We start from the raw sequence: 18,563 nt of genomic DNA on the forward strand, positions 1-18,563 counted from the left end.
CTACCGGGCTTATTTTTACAACAGCGGCGGGATCGTCGGCACCTGCGGTGCTTCATCAATATCCTTCTGCGTCATGCGGAACGCTTCCGGGTAATGCTCGCGGCTGGTACGACGCAGCGGTTCGGTATCGCGCCAGGTATAAAGACAATGCTGGCACTGGTAAACGGTCCAGACCCCTTTCACCGGTGACGTCGCCATCACTTCAATATGCTCATCGGCACAACGTGGACAAATCATCTTTTCCTCCTTATTGGCGTGCTGCCAGCATCGCGGTCAGTTTTTCAGCCCAGGCTTTAGTTTCAGGCAGATCCTGTACCGGCTGGCTGTAGTGGCCACGGGTGTCCGGTGCAACAGGCGTGGTGGCATCAATAATCAGTTTGTCGGTAATGCCCGCCGGGCTGGAGCCAGGGTCGAGTTCAAGCACTGACATGTTCGGCAGCTGCACCAGATCCCCTGCCGGATTGACCTTCGATGAGAGCGCCCACATCACCTGCGGGAGGTTGAACGGATCGACATCCTCATCCACCATAATCACCATCTTCACGTAGCCCAGACCGTGCGGCGTGGTCATGGCACGTAAACCGACCGCGCGGGCAAAACCACCGTAGCGTTTTTTGGTGGAGATAATTGCCAGCAGACCGTGGGTGTACATCGCGTTCACCGCCTGCACTTCCGGGAATTCCGCCTTCAGCTGCTGGTAAAGCGGCACGCAGGTGGCTGGTCCCATCAGATAGTCAATCTCGGTCCACGGCATGCCGAGGTAAAGGGATTCGAAGATCGGTTTGGTGCGGTAAGAAACTTTGTCGATACGGACCACCGTCATATTACGGCCACCGGAATAGTGTCCGGTAAACTCGCCGAACGGCCCTTCGATTTCACGTTTGCGGCCTTCAATCACCCCTTCCAGGATCACTTCAGACCCCCACGGCACGTCGAAGCCGGTCAGCGGCGCGGTGGCAATCGGATACGGGCTTTCGCGCAGCGCGCCGGCCATTTCATACTCAGACTGATCGTATTTCAGCGGCGTGGCGCCCATCAGGGTGATGATCGGGTCGTTGCCGAGAGTAATCGCGATCGGCAGATCTTGCCCGCGCTCTTCCGCTTTGTGCAGATGGAGGGCGATATCGTGCATCGGTACCGGCTGCAGGCCGAGCTTGCGCTTGCCCTTGACCTCCATGCGGTAGATCCCGACGTTCTGCTTGCCGAAATGGTCCGGGTCGAGCGGATCGCGCGAGACAACGCACGCTTTATCGAGATAAAAACCGCCGTCACCGTCGTTCAGGCGAAACAGCGGCAGGATATCGAACAGGTTAATGTCTTCACCGTCGACCGTATTTTGCGCCCAGGCCGGGTTAGCGCGGCGCTCCGGCGTAACGGGGAATTTGTCCCAGCGGCGAATAAACTCGTCGATCTGTTTTTTTACCGGGGTATTCGCTGGCAACCCCATCGATATGGCGTGGTTTTGCCACGAGCCGATGGTGTTCATCACCACGCGGGCATCGGTAAAGCCACGAATATTGTCGAACCACAGCGCGGGCGCGCCGTCGCCAATACGGCCTGTGGCGTTGGCTGCCGCCGCCAGATCCGGCTCCGCATTCACCTCTTCCTCAATTTTCAGCAGTTGCCCTTGCTCATCGAGCGCCTGCAGGAAGCTTCTCAAATCATCAAATGCCATCTTTGTTCTCCTGTGAAAAATGTTTCGCCTCCCGCAACCCGTTCCATCGGCGCGCCTTTTTGTGCTCCAGACCAAACTGGTCGAGCACACGGGTCACGATATGCTGGGTGATGTCATCGGCGGTTTGCGGGTGGTTGTAATACGCAGGCATGGGCGGCACCATCGCCACGCCCATGCGGGAAAGCGCCAGCATGTTCTCCAGATGAATGGTGCTGAGCGGCGTTTCGCGGGGAACGAGCACCAGCTTGCGCCCCTCTTTCAGCACCACATCTGCCGCACGGCCCACCAGCCCTTCGGCGTAGCCCGCGCGGATCCCCGCCAGCGTTTTCATGCTGCAGGGAATGACGATCATGCCGTCGGTGCGAAACGAGCCGGAGGAGATAGTGGCGGCCTGGTCAGCCGGGCTGTGAACAACGTCAGCCAGCGCAGCAACGTCCTGCACGCTGTAAGGCGTTTCCAGCTCAATGGTTGTTTTTGCCCACTTCGACATGACCAGATGGGTCTCTACCTCCGGCATTTCCCTCAGCGCCAGCAGCAGCGCCACGCCCAGCGGAGCCCCCGTTGCTCCTGTCATTCCCACGATCAATCTCATTCATCACCTCAATCAATTTGTTCGTGTACGAACATTTATAGATAAATTACTCCCGGATCGCTCTACTGACAAGATCGTTCGTACACGATCACATTAATTGCTAAAAAATCCCGCGTTATCATCCCGGGCTTTAGCGGCTATCATAGGGGGTGATTTTTTCTGTCGGAGTGTTCATGGAACTAAGACAAGAGGCGTTCCACCTGTTACGTCAGCTTTTTCAACAGCATACCGCTAAGTGGCAACATTCCCTGCCGGAACTGACCAAGCCGCAGTATGCGGTTATGCGCTCCATTGCCGAGCACCCGGGCATTGAGCAGGTGGCATTGACCGAAGTGGCGGTCAGCACGAAGGCGACGCTGGCGGAGATGCTCAGCCGAATGGAGGCGCGCGGGCTGGTCAAACGCGAGCACGATCCCGCAGATAAGCGCCGCCGGTTTGTCTTCCTGACACCGGAAGGCGAAGCCCTGCTTGCAGACTGCCAGCCGGTCGGCAACGAGGTGGATGAGGCGTTTTTAGGGCGTCTTAATAAGGCCGAACGGGAGCAGTTCTCTGCGCTCATCAAAAAGATGATGCACGATTAATTCACGCTGGCGCGCATAAAATCAATAAAGGTGCGCACTTTCGCAGGCACGTGCCGGGCATCCGGATAAACCGCGTGGATGCCCTGCCGCGCGAAGGTATATTCCGGTAAAACCGGGACCAGTTTTCCCGCATCAAGCGCATCGCGCACCAGCCATTCCGGCAGTAACGCCACGCCACTTCCCGCAAGCGCAAAAGCCATAAGCGCCTGCGCGCTGTCGGCAAACAGGCGCGGCGCTTTTTTTATCTCAAGCATTTCAGACGCACCGCTGGCATCTTTTACCTGCCAGCGCAGCGGCGACGCTAAGCGCTCGTGAATAATCCAGTCGGCTTGCGCCAGCTGCGCAAGCGATTCAACCGGATGATTCATCCGCCATTCCGGCGTCGCGACGGGCAGGATGGAAAAATGTGAAATCAATGCGGCGTGGTAGCGCGAGTCGGTAAGCGTTCCCAACCGAATAGCCACGTCAAAGCGCTCTGAGATCAGGTCGGCATGGAGTGAAGACGAAACATGACGCACGCGAAGCTCCGGGTGCAGCTGGCTAAACCTTGCAAGCAACGGTACCACGACCCGCGAACCATACTCAGGCGTGGTGGTGATCCGCAATTCCCCCGTGAGTCCTGCATGATTCGCGCGAACATCATCCTGCAGCCGTTCTGCGTCCTTCAGAAGCGCCACGCTGCGCTGATGAAAAAGCGCTCCCGCCTCGGTTAACGTCAGGCGGCGGGTGGAGCGCAGCAGCAGCGTCACCCCCAGCTCGGCTTCGAGCTGGCGAATATTGAAGCTGACCACGGCTTTTGTCAGGCCCAGCGCATCCGCTGCGGCAGTAAAGCTGCCGGTATCGGCCACCGCAACAAACATCTGCGTCCGCTGTAGGTTAATCATCATTACGCCTTTTACCGTCAAAATTTTTTTGACAGTATATCGCGCTTTGTCAGGTTTATCCGTGCTTCCGGGGTCGATACGATACGCCACCTCACGGGAGGATCCACCATGACGTATCGCAGCAAAGTCGCCGCTGTCTATCTGCTGGGCTTTTTTCTTGATTTGATCAACATGTTTATTGCCAGCGTCGCTTTTCCGGCGATGGCGCAAGCTCTTAACGCCACGCCTTCAGCGCTTGCCTGGGTCAGTAACGGGTACATTGCCGGCCTGACGCTGGCGATCCCGTTCAGCAGCATGCTCACGCGCCGCTTCGGACCAAAACGGGTCATCCTGATCTCGCTTTTTCTGTTCAGCGCGGCTTCTGCTGCGGCAGGCTTGTCTGCAACGCTGGAAAGTCTGATCGCCTGGCGCGTGCTGCAGGGCATCGGCGGTGGCTTACTGATCCCCGTCGGACAGGCGCTGACCTGGCAACTGTTTCAGCCTCACGAGCGAGCCAGACTCTCCTCGGCGGTCATGCTGGTCGCGCTGCTTGCTCCCGCCTGCTCCCCCGCTATTGGGGGCCTGCTGGTGCAGATGCTAAGCTGGCGGTGGATATTTTTCGCGACGCTTCCGGTGGCCATCGTGACCTTTGTGTTGGCCTGCCTGTGGCTTAAACATGAAATACCCGCGATGAAAGCGGCCAGGCTGCTCAACCTGCGGTTGCTCGCGGACCCGCTTTTGCGTTTTGCCATGCTTGTCTATGTATGCGTTCCTGGCGTATTTATCGGGGTAAACGTTACGGGCATGTTTTATCTTCAGCACGAGGCGAACATGAGCCCAGCCGCAACGGGTATGCTCATGCTGCCGTGGTCCGTGGCATCGTTTATCGCCATCACGGCGACGGGACGCTATTTTAACCGTATCGGCCCACAGCCGCTGATTGTTATCGGCTGCCTGCTGCAGGCGACGGGCATTCTGCTTTTGCTTAACGTCAGTTCGGCTACGCTGCTTCCTGTCGTTGCGTTTACCCTGATGGGCGCGGGGGGAAGCCTGTGCAGCAGTACCGCTCAGAGCAGCGCTTTTCTGACAACGCGCAGGGAAGAGATGCCGGATGCCAGCGCGCTGTGGAATCTCAATCGTCAGTTGAGCTTTTTTGCCGGTGCCCTGCTGCTGGCAGAGGTGCTGAGTCTGGCGCAGAGTTATCTGGCGCCGCTCGCTGCCTGGCACGGAATGTTTCTTTTTGCCGCAGGCATGACCCTATTGCCTGTACTGTACGTTTTCCGACTTAACAATACGCAGGTGCTCGCCCAGCTGCGACAGGAGAATTCATGACGCCTTTTGAACACGACATTATCGACCTCCACATTGCGCTTGAAAACTGGTTAGGCAAAGGCGAAGGCGACTCCGACGCCCTGCTCGCCCGTTTCCGGCCAGATTTTCTGATGATCCCACCGGGTGGCGTTCATATCGACTATCACGGCCTTGTGGGCTTTCTGCACAGTCAGCGAGGAAGCCGCCCCGGACTGAAGATCGTCATTGACGAATTATCCACGATCGAGCGCTGGGATCGTGGCGCGGTACTGCACTACCGGGAAACGCAAACCCGGCCGGATCTGCCCGTCAACGTGCGCTGGTCAACCGCGGTGCTTAATCAGGAAGGCGGCGGGATTACATGGCGTCTGCTGCACGAAACGGCCCAGCCGTAGCACAAAAGAAAAAGGCCCGTCTCACGACGGGCCTTTTTGACGAAAGGATGCTTATTCGCGGAACAGCGCTTCGATATTCAGACCTTGCCCCTGCAGAATTTCACGCAGGCGGCGCAGACCTTCTACCTGAATCTGACGAACACGTTCACGGGTCAGGCCAATTTCGCGGCCGACGTCTTCCAGTGTCGCAGCTTCATACCCCAGTAAACCGAAACGACGTGCCAGCACTTCACGCTGTTTGGCGTTCAGTTCGAACAGCCATTTGACGATGCTCTGCTTCATGTCATCGTCCTGCGTGGTGTCTTCCGGGCCGTTGTCTTTTTCATCGGCCAGGATGTCCAGCAGCGCTTTTTCGGAGTCGCCACCCAGCGGGGTGTCAACCGAGGTAATGCGCTCGTTGAGACGCAGCATACGGCTTACGTCATCAACCGGTTTGTCGAGTTGTTCGGCAATTTCTTCTGCGCTTGGCTCGTGGTCCAGTTTATGGGACAACTCGCGCGCGGTACGCAGATAGACGTTCAACTCTTTGACGATGTGGATCGGCAGTCGGATCGTACGGGTCTGGTTCATAATAGCCCGTTCGATGGTCTGACGAATCCACCAGGTCGCGTAGGTTGAGAAACGGAACCCGCGTTCCGGGTCAAACTTCTCAACTGCGCGGATGAGACCTAAGTTGCCCTCTTCAATCAGATCCAGCAGAGCCAGACCACGATTGCCGTAACGGCGGGCAATTTTCACGACCAGTCGCAGGTTACTTTCGATCATGCGACGACGCGAGGCAACATCACCACGCAAAGCACGACGTGCGAAATAGACTTCTTCTTCGGCCGTTAGCAGTGGGGAGTAACCAATCTCCCCAAGGTAAAGCTGAGTCGCGTCCAGTACACGCTGTGTGGCGCCCTGCGATAACAGCTCTTCTTCAGCCAAATCGTTATCACTGGGTTCCTCTTCTACTAAGGCTTTTTCGTCAAAAGCCTCTGCTCCGTTCTCATCAAATTCCGCGTCTTCATTTAAATCATGAACTTTCAGCGTATTCTGACTCATAAGGTGGCTCCTACCCGTGATCCCTGAACGAGACACCCTGGCTGGCATGCCCCGTCAATTTATCGCTGCGGCAAGTACTGCAGCGGGTTTACGGATTTCCCCTTGTAACGAATTTCAAAATGCAAGCGTGTAGAACTGGTTCCGGTGCTACCCATGGTAGCGATTTTTTGCCCCGCCTTAACTTCTTGTTGTTCCCGGACCAGCATTGTGTCGTTATGGGCGTAGGCACTCAGGTAATCATCGTTATGTTTGATGATAATCAGATTACCGTAACCGCGCAGCGCGTTACCGGCATACACAACGCGTCCGTCTGCGGTCGCGATGATAGCCTGTCCTTTACTGCCTGCGATATCGATCCCTTTGTTCCCACCCTCAGAGGTTGCGAAGTTCTCGATAATCTTGCCGTCGGTTGGCCAGCGCCATGCGGTGATGGACGAACTGGCATTCTGACTGCTTGCAGTCGGTTCAGTAGAGCTAACCACAGGTGCCGTGGTCGGTGCTGTGACAACAGTCGCAGTCCCTTTATTATTCGGCAACATTTTGTTAGCAGTCTGATCACCTGAATCCTCAGAATACGTAATTACAGGTTGTGAAGCAACCACCGTGGTGGATTTTTGTGCAGGCTTAACGCTGTTATTTTGAGCCGTCACATCGGCCGCTGAAACCGTATTGCCAGGCGTCAGTGGCGTACCCGTTGCGTTGCCCACCTGGAGCGTTTGGCCAACTTCCAGAGCATACGGGGCCTGGACGTTATTGCGCTGCGCGAGGTCACGGAAATCGTTCCCGGTGATCCAGGCAATGTAGAACAGCGTATCGCCGCGCTTCACGGTATAGGTGCTGCCGCCGGTATAGCTGCCTTTCGGAATGTTCCCATACTGGCGGTTATAGACTATGCGGCCATTTTGGGTCTGAACAGGCTGTTCAACTGGCTGAATCTGCGTTGGCTGTGTAACAGGATGTTGCACAGGCTGAATTTGTGGTGTTTGCTGCGGCGCAGCAGTACCCATTTTAGGCGGAGGCGTGATTAACATTCCGCTGGACGTGTTACCGGAGCCGCTGTTTCCCCCGACGGAACTGACGGGCGCAGGCGCGTTGTTGGAACTTGTACAGCCTGCCAGCCAGAGCGAAACCAGTGATAATGCCGCAACACGGCTGATGGTGAATTTAGGGCTTCCCGCGCTCATTTATCCCCCAGGAATGTGTTAACTACCAGTGACTTAAAATTTACCGTGATGACACGAATCTTTCGCGCCACACCATACGCTGAATTTGCCTTAATAACCCTGGATAAATCCGAGTCTCAGGCCAACTCCCCCTTTACCAGAGGCACAAAGCGCACGGCTTCCACGGTGTCAATAATATACTCGCCGCCGCGCCGACGAACGCGCTTTAATAGCTGCTGCTCGTCCCCGACAGGCAGAACAAGAATGCCCCCCTCATCCAGCTGCGACAAGAGCGCTGCGGGAATTTCAGGCGGAGCCGCCGTCACGATGATAGCGTCAAACGGGGCGCGAGCCTGCCAACCCTGCCATCCATCACCGTGTCGTGTCGAAACATTATGTAAATCAAGTTGTTTCAGGCGACGACGCGCCTGCCATTGCAAACCTTTGATCCGCTCTACGGAACAGACATGGTGTACCAGATGCGCCAGGATGGCGGTCTGATACCCCGACCCGGTGCCAATCTCCAGCACGCGTGAGTCGGGCGTGAGCTCCAGCAGCTCCGTCATCCGCGCCACCATATAAGGCTGCGAAATCGTCTGGCCTTGCCCGATGGGCAGCGCTACGTTTTCCCACGCTTTGTGTTCAAACGCCTCGTCTACAAATTTCTCACGCGGGACCTGAGCGAGCGCTTCAAGCACGTGCTCGTCGCGGATCCCCTGTGCGCGAAGTTGTTCCAGAAGAGTTTGTACACGTTTGCTTACCATTGCGCGTTCACTCCTGCGCGATCCAGCCAGCCCGACACCACATCATGCGCGCTATACGCGGTTAAATCTACGTGCAGCGGAGTGACCGAGACATAGCCATCATCCACGGCGGCAAAGTCGGTGTCCGGACCCGCATCGCACTTATCGCCAGGAGGCCCGATCCAGTAAAGGGTGTTGCCGCGAGGATCCTGCTGCGGGATCACCTGATCGGCCGGATGCCGGCTTCCGCAGCGCGTAACGCGAATGCCCTTAATTTCATTGAGAGGAAGATCCGGCACGTTGATGTTGAGAATGCGCCCGGTACGCAGCGGCTCGCGGCCTAGCGCCCGCAGGATCGAGCAGGTTACCGCGGCGGCGGTATCGTAGTGCGTGTGGCCGTTTAACGAGACCGCCAGCGCCGGGAACCCCAGATGGCGCCCTTCCATTGCCGCCGCTACCGTTCCGGAGTAAATCACGTCATCGCCGAGGTTCGGCCCGGCGTTAATGCCGGAGACGACGATATCCGGACGCGGGCGCATCAGCGCGTTCACGCCCAGAAACACGCAGTCCGTCGGCGTGCCCATCTGCACGGCAATATCGCCATTTTCAAAGGTAAAGGTGCGAAGCGACGACTCCAGCGTCAGTGAGTTAGACGCTCCACTGCGGTTACGATCGGGGGCCACGACCTGCACATCCGCAAATTCACGGAGGTGCTTCGCCAGGGTCTGAATGCCCGGCGCGTGGATCCCGTCATCGTTACTCAGCAATATTCGCATAATCACCCGAGGTGTTGATTAGTTCCCTGACAACACTGGTGGCAAAGCTACCTGCCGGCAGCCAGAAGCGTAACTCGACGGTCACGTCATCCCACCAGTTCCAGCTTAACTGCTGCGGATAGAGCAGCATCGCGCGGCGCGCTGCTTCGACTTTTTCCCGCACCAGCAAGGATTGTAATTCCGGCGCATCCGCCACGGCGGACTGCTCAGCGCTCAACGCGTCGCCCTGGGTGCCCCAGTCGCCTGAGCCCGGCAAAGCTGCGGTAATCATCAGCGCTTTGGCATCCACGCGCGACTGCACATCGGCCATTTCTTCGGCCGTTGCCACAAACCAGCTTCCGCGTCCCGCTAATTGTAGCGCATCGCCAACAACAACTTGATTCGCGTCCGGTTTTTTCAGCCTTTCGCTCACAATCTGATTAAACAACGCGCTGCGGGCCGCCGACAACCAAAAACTGCGTTTATTCCTGTCGCGCACCGGCGCATCGCTTTGCGCCCAGCGCAGCGCGCCCTGCAGGTTGCTGCCGCCAATGCCAAAGCGCTGCGCGCCAAAGTAGTTCGGAACGCCGCGTTCATTAATGGCGTTGAGACGTTTTTCAACGTCTTCACGGTTAGTCACTTCGCGCAGCACCAGCGTAAACGCGTTGCCTTTCAACGCCCCCAGGCGCAGCTTGCGCTTGTGGCGGGCGTACTCCAGCACCTTACAGCCTTCAAGCTCAAATTTGCTTAAATCAGGCATCGCATTGCCGGGTACGCGGGCGCAGAGCCACTGCTCGGTGACGGCGTGTTTATCTTTCTGCCCGGCAAAGCTCACTTCCCGGGCGTGAATTTTGAGGAATTTTGCCAGCGCGTCGGCCACAAAGCGGGTGTTGCAGCCGTTTTTCAGAATACGCACCAGGATATGTTCGCCTTCGCCATCGGGCTCAAAGCCCAGATCCTCCACCACGAGGAAATCTTCCGGGCTGGCTTTCAGCACCCCGTTCCCCTGCGGCTTGCCGTGCAGGTATGTCAGATTATCGAAGTCCGTCATTTTACCGCCTTCACCAGCAGCGCCACGGCTTCACAGGCAATCCCTTCGCCACGACCGGTAAAGCCCAGCTTCTCCGTGGTGGTGGCTTTGACGTTGACGTCGTCCATATGGCAGCCCAGATCTTCAGCGATAAATACGCGCATCTGCGGAATGTGCGGCAGCATTTTCGGGGCCTGGGCAATAATCGTCACGTCGACGTTGCCGAGGGTGTAACCTTTCGCCTGAATACGGCGCCACGCTTCGCGCAGCAATTCGCGGCTGTCCGCCCCTTTAAAGGCCGGGTCGGTGTCCGGGAACAGCTTGCCAATATCACCCAGCGCGGCAGCGCCGAGCAGCGCGTCGGTCAGCGCATGCAGCGCCACGTCGCCATCAGAATGCGCCAGCAGCCCTTTTTCGTAAGGAATACGTACGCCGCCAATGATAATTGGGCCTTCTCCGCCAAAGGCGTGTACATCAAAACCGTGTCCAATTCGCATTATGCCTTCTCCTGATGGGTCGAACGGGTAAGATAAAATTCCGCGAGCTGTAAATCTTCCGGGCGCGTCACTTTTATATTATCAGCGCGCCCTTCAACAAGCGTGGGGTGAAAACCGCAATACTCCAGCGCGGAGGCTTCGTCCGTGATGGTCGCGCCTTCATTAAGGGCACGCGTTAAGCAGTCGTGGAGCAGTTCGCGGGGGAAAAATTGCGGCGTCAGCGCGTGCCATAAGTCGACGCGCTCAACGGTGTGGGCGATAGCACGCTTACCCGGCTCGGCACGCTTCATGGTGTCGCGCACCGGCGCGGCCAGAATGCCGCCCACTTTACTGGTTTCGCTCAGCGCCAGCAGGCGTGCCAGGTCGTCCTGATGCAGGCACGGACGTGCCGCGTCATGGACCAGCACCCACTGGGCGCTTCCGGCAGCCTGAATGCCCGCCAGCACGGAATCGGCGCGCTCGGCGCCGCCATCAACGACGGTAATCTGTGGGTGGTTTGCCAGCGGCAACTGCGCAAAGCGGGCATCGCCGGGACTGATGGCGATGACCACGTGCGTCACCCGCGGGTGCGCCAGCAGCGCCGCCACGGCGTGCTCAAGGATCGTTTTATCGCCAATTGAGAGGTACTGCTTGGGACATTCTGTCTGCATGCGCCGGCCAAAACCTGCGGCCGGCACCACGGCACATACGTCCGAAAAAGTTGCTGCCATGTCGTAATCCTGGGCCTGATTATCGATTGTTTTGTGCTGAGCCCTGATTGCGTTTAGACGCATCCGGAACCAGACGATAAAAGGTTTCGCCCGGCTTAGTCATACTGAGTTCATTGCGTGCGCGCTCCTCAATCGCCTCCTGGCCGCCATTGAGGTCATCAATTTCAGCAAAGAGTTGATCGTTACGCGCCTTAAGTTTGGCATTTGTTGCCTGCTGAGCCGCGACGTCATCGCTCACCCGGCTGTAGTCGTGCAGCCCGTTCTTACCGAACCACAACGAATATTGCAGCCAGACCAGCAAAGCCAGCAACAGCAGCGTTAGTTTACCCATCCTGCCCCCTGAAAAAACGGCATCATCATCCCATAACTTTCCGTTCGACTCTACTGCGGGGTTTTAATTATGTCGCAAGTTAGCCCATCAGCCATAAAAACAGCAGGCCAAAGATGACGACAACAGTGGCAATCGTGATAACCGTACTGTACAGGAGCTTGCCGTTGAAAAGGGAGTGCAGCGCAACCCCGACAACGACCGCAACGGGCATCAGCGCCAGGAAGAAGGGCCAGGTGTAGAGAAAGAAGAAAAGGGTGTTACCACCGTAGATCAAAAACGGGATACCCAGCGCCAGTAACCACGACGCAAAGCCGACTATCGCCCCAGGGAAGGACCAGGTCGTCTCATTGTCGGTGGTTAACGGTTCCGACCCGGTGGTGATAATGTAGTTTTCACTGTTGCGCATAGCTAATCCTGTGACCGTGACTCATCGTTCGGGAAGACAGCTCCCGAACGATACCGCCTCAGGATCTGATAATATCGTCCCGTCTGAGCAGGTCTAATAATTGGCTTACTAAATTTGTTACCAATTGTTGACCTTCCAGGTGAATCTCAGGCGATTCAGGCGCTTCGTAAACCGAGTCAATTCCGGTGAAGTTTCGCAGCTCGCCGGCACGCGCTTTTTTGTACAGCCCTTTCGGATCGCGCGCTTCGCAGATCTCCAGCGGCGTATCGACAAACACTTCGATAAAGCGATCCTGACCCACGCGCTCGCGCACCATCTGGCGCTCTGCGCGGTGTGGCGAGATAAACGCCGTCAGCACCACCAGCCCGGCGTCTGCCATCAGGCTGGCGACTTCGCCCACCCGGCGAATGTTCTCTTTGCGGTCGTCGTCGCTGAACCCCAAATCGCTGCACAGGCCGTGACGCACGTTGTCGCCATCCAGCAGGTAGGTACTTACTCCCTGCTGATGCAGCGCCTCTTCCAGCGCGCCCGCCACCGTGGATTTACCGGAGCCAGACAGCCCGGTAAACCACAGCACCACCCCACGGTGGCCGTGAAGCTGTTCGCGCTGGGCGACGGTGACCGGATGAGGATGCCAGACGACGTTCTCATCATGGGCGGCCATTACTTGCCTCCCAACAGATCGCGTGCGCCCCAGTGCGGGAAGTGCTTACGCACCAGCGCGTTCAGCTCCAGCTCAAACGCGCTGAACTCAGAGGTCACGCTCGCCTGCGCGTTAGGCTTGCGCACCATGCCCGCGCCGACGGTAACGTTGGTCAGGCGGTCAATAAAGATCAGCCCGCCCGTCACCGGGTTCTGCTGATACGGATCCAGCACCAGCGGCTCGTCAAAGGTCAGATCGACCAGACCGATGCCGTTCAGTGGCAGCTCGCTCACATCACGGTGGGTCAGGTTGTTGATGTCCACCTGGAACTGAATGCCGTCCACGCGGGCACGGGTTTTCTTCCCGGCAATTTTGATGTCGTAGCTCTGGCCTGCGGTCAGCGGCTGTTCGGCCATCCACACCACGTCCACGGAAGCGCCCTGCACCGCCGCCAGCGTCTCCTGCGCGTCGACCAGCAGGTCACCGCGGCTGATATCAATTTCGTCTTTCAGCACCAGCGTGACCGCTTCCCCCGCACCGGCCTCAGGCAGATCGCCGTCGAAGGTCACGATACGCGCAATTGCTGACTCCACGCCGGATGGCAGTACCTTAACGCGCTGCCCCACCTTCACGGAACCGGAAGCAATAGTGCCGGAGAAGCCGCGGAAATCGAGGTTTGGACGGTTCACGTACTGCACCGGGAAGCGCATTGGCTGAGTGTCGACCACGCGCTGAATTTCAACGGTTTCGAGCACTTCCAGCAGCGTCGGGCCGCTGTACCACGGCATGTTCGCGCTCTGGGAGGCGACGTTATCCCCTTCCAGCGCCGAGAGCGGCACAAAGCGAATATCCAGGTTGCCCGGCAGCTGTTCGGCAAAGGTCAGGTAGCTCTGGCGGATCTCCTCGAATTTTTCTTCGCTGAAGTTCACCAGATCCATCTTGTTGACCGCCACCACCAGGTGCTTGATCCCCAGCAAAGTGGAGATAAAGCTGTGGCGACGGGTTTGATCCAGCACGCCTTTACGGGCGTCCATCAGCAGGATCGCCAGATCGCAGGTGGATGCGCCGGTCGCCATATTGCGGGTGTACTGCTCGTGCCCCGGGGTGTCGGCGATAATAAACTTGCGCTTCTCGGTGGAGAAATAGCGATAGGCCACGTCAATAGTGATGCCCTGCTCGCGCTCCGCCTGCAGGCCGTCCACCAGCAGCGCCAGGTCAAGTTTTTCGCCCTGGGTGCCGTGACGCTTGCTGTCGTTATGCAGGGAAGAGAGCTGATCTTCATAAATCTGGCGCGTGTCGTGCAGCAGGCGGCCAATAAGGGTACTTTTCCCGTCATCCACGCTGCCGCAGGTCAGAAAGCGCAGCAGGCTTTTATGTTGTTGGGCGTGCAGATACGCTTCCACGCCGCCTTCGTTGGCAATTTGTTGAGCAATAGTGGTGTTCATGGCGGCTCCTTAGAAATAACCCTGACGTTTCTTCAGCTCCATGGAGCCTGCCTGGTCGCGGTCAATCACGCGCCCCTGTCGCTCGCTGGTGGTGGACACCAGCATCTCTTCGATGATCTCCGGCAGCGTCTGCGCGTTCGATTCCACCGCGCCGGTCAGCGGCCAGCAGCCGAGGGTACGGAAACGGACCATCTGTTTTTTGATCACTTCACCCGGCTGCAGGTCGATACGATCGTCGTCAATCATCATCAGCATGCCGTCGCGCTCCAGCACCGGGCGCTCGGCGGCCAGGTACAGCGGAACAATCTCGATGTTTTCAAGATAGATGTACTGCCAGATATCCAGCTCGGTCCAGTTAGAGAGCGGGAAGACGCGAATGCTTTCGCCCTTGTTGATCTGGCCGTTGTAGTTGTGCCACAGCTCCGGGCGCTGGTTTTTCGGATCCCAGCGATGGAAGCGGTCGCGGAAGGAGTAGATTCGCTCTTTGGCGCGGGACTTTTCTTCGTCACGCCGCGCGCCGCCGAAGGCCGCGTCAAAACCGTACTTGTTCAGCGCCTGCTTCAGCCCTTCGGTTTTCATGATGTCGGTATGCTTGGCGCTGCCGTGGACGAACGGGTTAATGCCCATCGCCACCCCTTCCGGATTTTTGTGCACCAGCAGCTCGCAGCCGTAGGCTTTGGCGGTACGGTCGCGGAATTCGTACATTTCGCGGAATTTCCAGCCGGTATCCACGTGCAGCAGCGGGAACGGCAGCGTGCCCGGATAAAACGCTTTACGCGCCAGGTGCAGCATGACGCTGGAATCTTTACCGATGGAGTACATCATCACCGGGTTAGAGAACTCGGCGGCCACTTCGCGGATAATATGGATACTTTCCGCTTCGAGCTGCCGCAGATGAGTAAGTCGTTTTTGGTCCATAACCGTTCCTTAAGCCAAATTTACAACAGAAGAACCAAAGCCTTCTGTATCGGTTGTGTGTTGGAACCAGGCGAGGGTGCTGTGCAGCTGCACCACCTCTCCCACCACGATCAGGGCAGGCATCGGGGCGTCTTTCGCCAGGGTTGCAAGGTCTTGTAATGTGCCGATAGCGACATGCTGATCGACGCGCGTACCGCGAGAAATGACGGCAACGGGCGTCGTCGCCTCGCGACCGTGCTGAATAAGCTGTTCGCTGATGTCCGCAGCCTTCATCGTGCCCATGTATATCGCCAGCGTTTGTCGGCTCTGGGCGAGGTGCGACCAGTCGAACGGCGTGCTGTCGGCTTTATAGTGCCCGGTCACAAAGGTGACGCTCTGGGCGTAATCGCGATGGGTCAGCGGAATGCCGGCGTAGGCCGTCACGGCTGACGCCGCCGTGATGCCGGGCACCACCTGGAACGGCACGCCAGCCTCGGCTGCCGCCTGCAGTTCTTCACCGCCGCGACCGAAAATGAACGGGTCGCCCCCTTTCAGGCGCACCACGGTTTTGCCCGCTTTCGCGGCGTCAATCAGCATCTGGTTGGTATCGTGCTGCGGCACGGAGTGTTCCCCCGCCCGTTTGCCGACGCAGATTTGCTCCGCATCGCGACGGATCAGCTCGCGCACGCCATCGGTGACCAGGTGGTCGTAGAACACCACGTCCGCATCCTGCAGAACCTGCAGGCCGCGCAGCGTCAGTAAACCGGCATCCCCCGGCCCGGCTCCCACCAGAATAATTTCCCCGCCCGTTCTGCCGGGGTTATCCAGTTCGTCTTCGAGAATTTTCTGCGCCGCCGTCTCATTGCCCGCCTGCATCAGGCTGGCAAAGCGGCCGCGAAATACGCGCTCCCAGAAGCGACGGCGTTCCGTCACGCTGGTCAGGCGGTTTTTTAAATGGTTGCGCCAGTAGCTGGCTTTCTCCGCCATGCGCCCGAGGCTGGTCGGCAGCAGCGCTTCGATCTTTTCCCGCAGCACGCGCGCCAGCACCGGCGCGGTGCCGCCGGAGGAGATCGCCACCAGCAGCGGCGAGCGGTCAACGATCGACGGGAAGATAAACGAGCATAAAGGCTGGTCGTCCACCACGTTCACCAGACGGTAACGGGCCTGGGCCGCGTCGGAGACCCGCCGGTTAAGTTCCCGATTTTCAGTCGCCGCAATCACCAGCACCACGCTGTCGATCTGTGACTCGTCGAAATCCGCCTCTTCAACAACCCGCACCTGTGCCCCTGCGCGCTGCAAAAACGCGATTTTGCGATCGGCAATTTCTCCCGTGCCGACAACCAGTACCGGTCGGTCTTTTAAGGCGGCAAAAAGGGGCAGATAGTCCACAGGCAACAACTCACTAACAACGAGGAATAGAGGGACTATAGGGGGCGGCTTAGATCGAATGAAATTACGAATTGGAATGAGTAGTTACTCAATGGAATAACGCCGTGAAAAAGCAAATACCAAAAAATGCTTAACACGCGAAATTTCGGGCATTTAAGAGCAATTCAAATTGTGTATGGACGATCACAGTTTCATACTATGCACGTTATTATTTTGCTCTGTTTTTAAGGACTCACTATGTTTTCCGCAACGCGCCACCGTATTGCTGCCCTGGCGCTCGGCGTTTGCTTTATCCTTCCGGCTCAGGCAAAAAATCAACCTTATGGTGAAATCGCCACTATGCAGGCGCGACATATTGCGACGGTTTTCCCCGGCCGCATGACCGGTTCACCCGCGGAGATGCTCTCCGCCGACTATATTCGCCAGCAGTTTGCACAGATGGGCTACCAGAGTGACATACGCTCGTTTCACAGCCGCTACATCTATACCTCACGCAATAAAACGCAGAACTGGCATAATGTGACCGGCAGCACGGTGATTGCGGCGCATGAGGGGAAAGCAGCTGAGCAGATTATTATCATGGCGCACCTAGATACCTATGCGCCAATGAGCGACGCCGATATTGATAATAACCTCGGGGGACTGACGCTGCAGGGCATGGACGATAACGCAGCGGGTCTCGGTGTGATGCTTGAACTGGCTGAACGCCTTAAAAATATTCCGACGAAATACGGTATTCGCTTTGTGGCGACCAGCGGCGAAGAAGAAGGAAAACTCGGCGCTGAGAATCTCCTTAAACGGATGAGCGCTGAGGAGAAGAAAAATACGCTGCTGGTGATTAACCTAGATAACCTGATCGTGGGCGATAAGCTCTATTTTAATAGTGGACAGAGCACGCCGAGCAGCGTGCGTAAACTCACCCGCGACCGTGCGCTGGCGCTTGCCCGTACGCATGGCGTCTATGCCGCAACAAACCCAGGCGGTAACCCGGATTATCCAAAAGGCACTGGCTGTTGTAACGACGGGGAAGTGTTTGATAAGGCAGGCATTCCGGTGCTGTACGTCGAGGCGACGAACTGGGCGCTGGGCAAAAAGGATGGCTATCAGCAGCGCGCTAAATCGAAAGCGTTCCCGGACGGGACCAGCTGGCATGACGTGCGGCTGGATAATCAGCAGCACATTGATAAAACGCTGCCGCAGCGGATTGAACACCGCAGCCGCGACGTGGTGAAAGTGATGCTGCCGCTGGTGAAGGAGCTGGCGAAAGCGGGCAAAGCCTGAGGTTTTTAAGTATAGCGGGGCCTGATGCCCTCACCCCAACCCTCTCCCTGTGGGAGAGGGAGGATAAAGGATCACCCTTCGTGCAGCCCGCACTCGCGCTTCAGCCCGAAGAATCGCGTCTCTTCTTCCGCCATTCCCGGCTCCCATTTGCGCGTGGTGTGGGTGTCGCCCACGGACAGGTAGCCCTGATCCCACAGCGGATGGTACTTGAGCCCGTGTTTTTGCAGGTACTGATACACCGTGCGGTTATCCCAGTCGATAATCGGCAGCACTTTGAACACGCCGCGCTGTACCGCCAGTACCGGTAAGGTTGCGCGGCTCCCGGACTGCTCGCGGCGCAGGCCGGCAAACCACGTCTGGGCGTTCAGCTCTTTCAGCGCCCGATTCATCGGCTCAACTTTGTTGATCTCATTGTATTTTTCAATGCCCTCAACGCCCTGCTCCCACAGCTTGCCGTAGCGCGCCTCCTGCCAGGCCGCGCTTTCCGTTGCGCGGTAGACTTTAAGGTTCAGCCTGAGCTTGTCCGTCAGCTCGTCGATAAACTGGTAGGTTTCCGGGAACAGGTAGCCGGTATCGGTGAGGATCACCGGTATGTCCGGACGGATCTGATTCACCAGATGCAGGCTCACAGCCGCCTGAATACCAAAGCTCGACGAGAGCACATACTCTCCCGGCAGGTTTTCCAGCGCCCACGCCACGCGCCCTTCGGCGTCCAGCTTTTCAAGGTGGGCGTTAGTTTCTGCCAGGGCCAGAATGCGTTCGACTTTTGGCAGGTCATTAAGGGCGTTTAGATCGAGTACGGACATAATTAC

The 18,563-nt window shown here is 57.6% G+C and carries 22 protein-coding genes; 4 read left to right on the forward strand and 18 right to left on the reverse strand.

What is annotated here, in order from left to right; all coding sequences use genetic code 11:
* Nucleotides 1-15: 15 nt before the first annotated feature.
* From INF77_RS04915 to INF77_RS04925, 3 genes are read right to left on the reverse strand one after another with little or no spacing between them, the layout of a single operon-like run.
* A complete protein-coding gene (locus tag INF77_RS04915; RefSeq protein WP_003862116.1) occupies nt 16-237 on the reverse strand; it encodes a non-oxidative hydroxyarylic acid decarboxylases subunit D in 222 nt (73 codons plus the stop codon).
* A gap of 10 nt (nt 238-247) precedes the next feature.
* A complete protein-coding gene (locus INF77_RS04920; protein WP_041908445.1) occupies nt 248-1,675 on the reverse strand; it encodes a non-oxidative hydroxyarylic acid decarboxylases subunit C in 1,428 nt (475 codons plus the stop codon).
* Nucleotides 1,665-2,267, reverse strand: a complete 603-nt coding sequence (locus INF77_RS04925) for a non-oxidative hydroxyarylic acid decarboxylases subunit B (RefSeq protein ID WP_028014231.1) — start codon at nt 2,265-2,267, stop codon at nt 1,665-1,667. Before INF77_RS04925 ends, INF77_RS04920 begins: the two co-directional genes overlap by 11 nt.
* 173 nt (nt 2,268-2,440) lie before the next feature.
* On the opposite strand from INF77_RS04925, the gene INF77_RS04930 reads away from it, so the two are divergent.
* Complete coding sequence (locus tag INF77_RS04930; protein ID WP_028014232.1) at nt 2,441-2,848, forward strand: MarR family winged helix-turn-helix transcriptional regulator; 408 nt, start codon at nt 2,441-2,443, stop codon at nt 2,846-2,848.
* Here INF77_RS04930 and INF77_RS04935 read toward each other — a convergent pair.
* Entirely contained in the window at nt 2,845-3,732 is an 888-nt protein-coding gene (locus INF77_RS04935) for a LysR family transcriptional regulator (protein ID WP_059358076.1), read from the reverse strand. The genes INF77_RS04930 and INF77_RS04935 overlap by 4 nt on opposite strands.
* 108 nt (nt 3,733-3,840) lie before the next feature.
* Here INF77_RS04935 and INF77_RS04940 point away from each other — a divergent pair, with 108 nt between their 5' ends.
* Entirely contained in the window at nt 3,841-5,043 is a 1,203-nt protein-coding gene (locus INF77_RS04940) for an MFS transporter (RefSeq protein WP_193532039.1), read from the forward strand.
* The gene (locus INF77_RS04945; protein WP_163332821.1) at nt 5,040-5,417 is read left to right on the forward strand and encodes a DUF4440 domain-containing protein; all 378 of its coding nucleotides are present in this window, start codon (nt 5,040-5,042) and stop codon (nt 5,415-5,417) included. Before INF77_RS04940 ends, INF77_RS04945 begins: the two co-directional genes overlap by 4 nt.
* A gap of 51 nt (nt 5,418-5,468) precedes the next feature.
* Here INF77_RS04945 and rpoS read toward each other — a convergent pair whose 3' ends face one another.
* From rpoS to cysG, 13 genes are all read right to left on the reverse strand, one after another.
* Nucleotides 5,469-6,461 (reverse strand): RNA polymerase sigma factor RpoS, encoded by a 993-nt coding sequence (gene rpoS / locus INF77_RS04950; protein WP_013098493.1) that lies wholly within the window; start codon nt 6,459-6,461, stop codon nt 5,469-5,471.
* Nucleotides 6,462-6,520: 59 nt separating this feature from the next.
* On the reverse strand, nt 6,521-7,645 hold the full coding sequence (nlpD, locus tag INF77_RS04955) for a murein hydrolase activator NlpD (RefSeq protein ID WP_041908436.1): 1,125 nt from the start codon (nt 7,643-7,645) through the stop codon (nt 6,521-6,523).
* 116 nt (nt 7,646-7,761) lie between these two features.
* Complete coding sequence (locus INF77_RS04960) at nt 7,762-8,388, reverse strand: protein-L-isoaspartate(D-aspartate) O-methyltransferase (protein WP_028014237.1); 627 nt, start codon at nt 8,386-8,388, stop codon at nt 7,762-7,764.
* Nucleotides 8,382-9,143 carry a 5'/3'-nucleotidase SurE gene (surE, locus tag INF77_RS04965; protein WP_041908434.1) on the reverse strand — a complete coding sequence of 254 codons (762 nt, stop codon included), beginning with the start codon at nt 9,141-9,143 and terminating at the stop codon, nt 8,382-8,384. Before surE ends, INF77_RS04960 begins: the two co-directional genes overlap by 7 nt.
* Entirely contained in the window at nt 9,124-10,173 is a 1,050-nt protein-coding gene (gene truD, locus INF77_RS04970; RefSeq protein ID WP_045261236.1) for a tRNA pseudouridine(13) synthase TruD, read from the reverse strand. Before truD ends, surE begins: the two co-directional genes overlap by 20 nt.
* A complete protein-coding gene (ispF, locus tag INF77_RS04975; RefSeq protein WP_048959481.1) occupies nt 10,170-10,649 on the reverse strand; it encodes a 2-C-methyl-D-erythritol 2,4-cyclodiphosphate synthase in 480 nt (159 codons plus the stop codon). Before ispF ends, truD begins: the two co-directional genes overlap by 4 nt.
* Nucleotides 10,649-11,359 carry a 2-C-methyl-D-erythritol 4-phosphate cytidylyltransferase gene (ispD, locus tag INF77_RS04980; RefSeq protein WP_028014240.1) on the reverse strand — a complete coding sequence of 237 codons (711 nt, stop codon included), beginning with the start codon at nt 11,357-11,359 and terminating at the stop codon, nt 10,649-10,651. Before ispD ends, ispF begins: the two co-directional genes overlap by 1 nt.
* A gap of 19 nt (nt 11,360-11,378) precedes the next feature.
* The gene (ftsB, locus tag INF77_RS04985) at nt 11,379-11,690 is read right to left on the reverse strand and encodes a cell division protein FtsB (protein ID WP_003862095.1); all 312 of its coding nucleotides are present in this window, start codon (nt 11,688-11,690) and stop codon (nt 11,379-11,381) included.
* Nucleotides 11,691-11,769: 79 nt separating this feature from the next.
* Nucleotides 11,770-12,096 carry a DUF3561 family protein gene (locus INF77_RS04990; RefSeq protein ID WP_028014241.1) on the reverse strand — a complete coding sequence of 109 codons (327 nt, stop codon included), beginning with the start codon at nt 12,094-12,096 and terminating at the stop codon, nt 11,770-11,772.
* Between the two features lie 58 nt (nt 12,097-12,154).
* Nucleotides 12,155-12,760 (reverse strand): adenylyl-sulfate kinase, encoded by a 606-nt coding sequence (cysC, locus tag INF77_RS04995; protein WP_028014242.1) that lies wholly within the window; start codon nt 12,758-12,760, stop codon nt 12,155-12,157.
* Nucleotides 12,760-14,184 carry a sulfate adenylyltransferase subunit CysN gene (gene cysN, locus INF77_RS05000; protein WP_193532040.1) on the reverse strand — a complete coding sequence of 475 codons (1,425 nt, stop codon included), beginning with the start codon at nt 14,182-14,184 and terminating at the stop codon, nt 12,760-12,762. Before cysN ends, cysC begins: the two co-directional genes overlap by 1 nt.
* Before the next feature lie 9 nt (nt 14,185-14,193).
* Nucleotides 14,194-15,102: a sulfate adenylyltransferase subunit CysD gene (gene cysD / locus INF77_RS05005; RefSeq protein WP_008499613.1), complete on the reverse strand. Its 909-nt coding sequence runs from the start codon at nt 15,100-15,102 to the stop codon at nt 14,194-14,196.
* Nucleotides 15,103-15,111: 9 nt separating this feature from the next.
* The gene (gene cysG, locus INF77_RS05010) at nt 15,112-16,461 is read right to left on the reverse strand and encodes a siroheme synthase CysG (protein ID WP_193532116.1); all 1,350 of its coding nucleotides are present in this window, start codon (nt 16,459-16,461) and stop codon (nt 15,112-15,114) included.
* A gap of 246 nt (nt 16,462-16,707) precedes the next feature.
* On the opposite strand from cysG, the gene INF77_RS05015 reads away from it, so the two are divergent.
* Complete coding sequence (locus tag INF77_RS05015) at nt 16,708-17,751, forward strand: aminopeptidase (RefSeq protein ID WP_028014245.1); 1,044 nt, start codon at nt 16,708-16,710, stop codon at nt 17,749-17,751.
* A gap of 71 nt (nt 17,752-17,822) precedes the next feature.
* Here the strand turns inward: INF77_RS05015 and cysH are convergent, their stop codons facing one another.
* Entirely contained in the window at nt 17,823-18,557 is a 735-nt protein-coding gene (gene cysH / locus INF77_RS05020; RefSeq protein WP_008499616.1) for a phosphoadenosine phosphosulfate reductase, read from the reverse strand.
* Nucleotides 18,558-18,563: the final 6 nt, after the last annotated feature.

The sequence above is a fragment of the Enterobacter cloacae complex sp. P1B genome (assembly GCF_014982345.1).
In the GTDB taxonomy this organism is placed as follows: domain Bacteria; phylum Pseudomonadota; class Gammaproteobacteria; order Enterobacterales; family Enterobacteriaceae; genus Enterobacter; species Enterobacter bugandensis.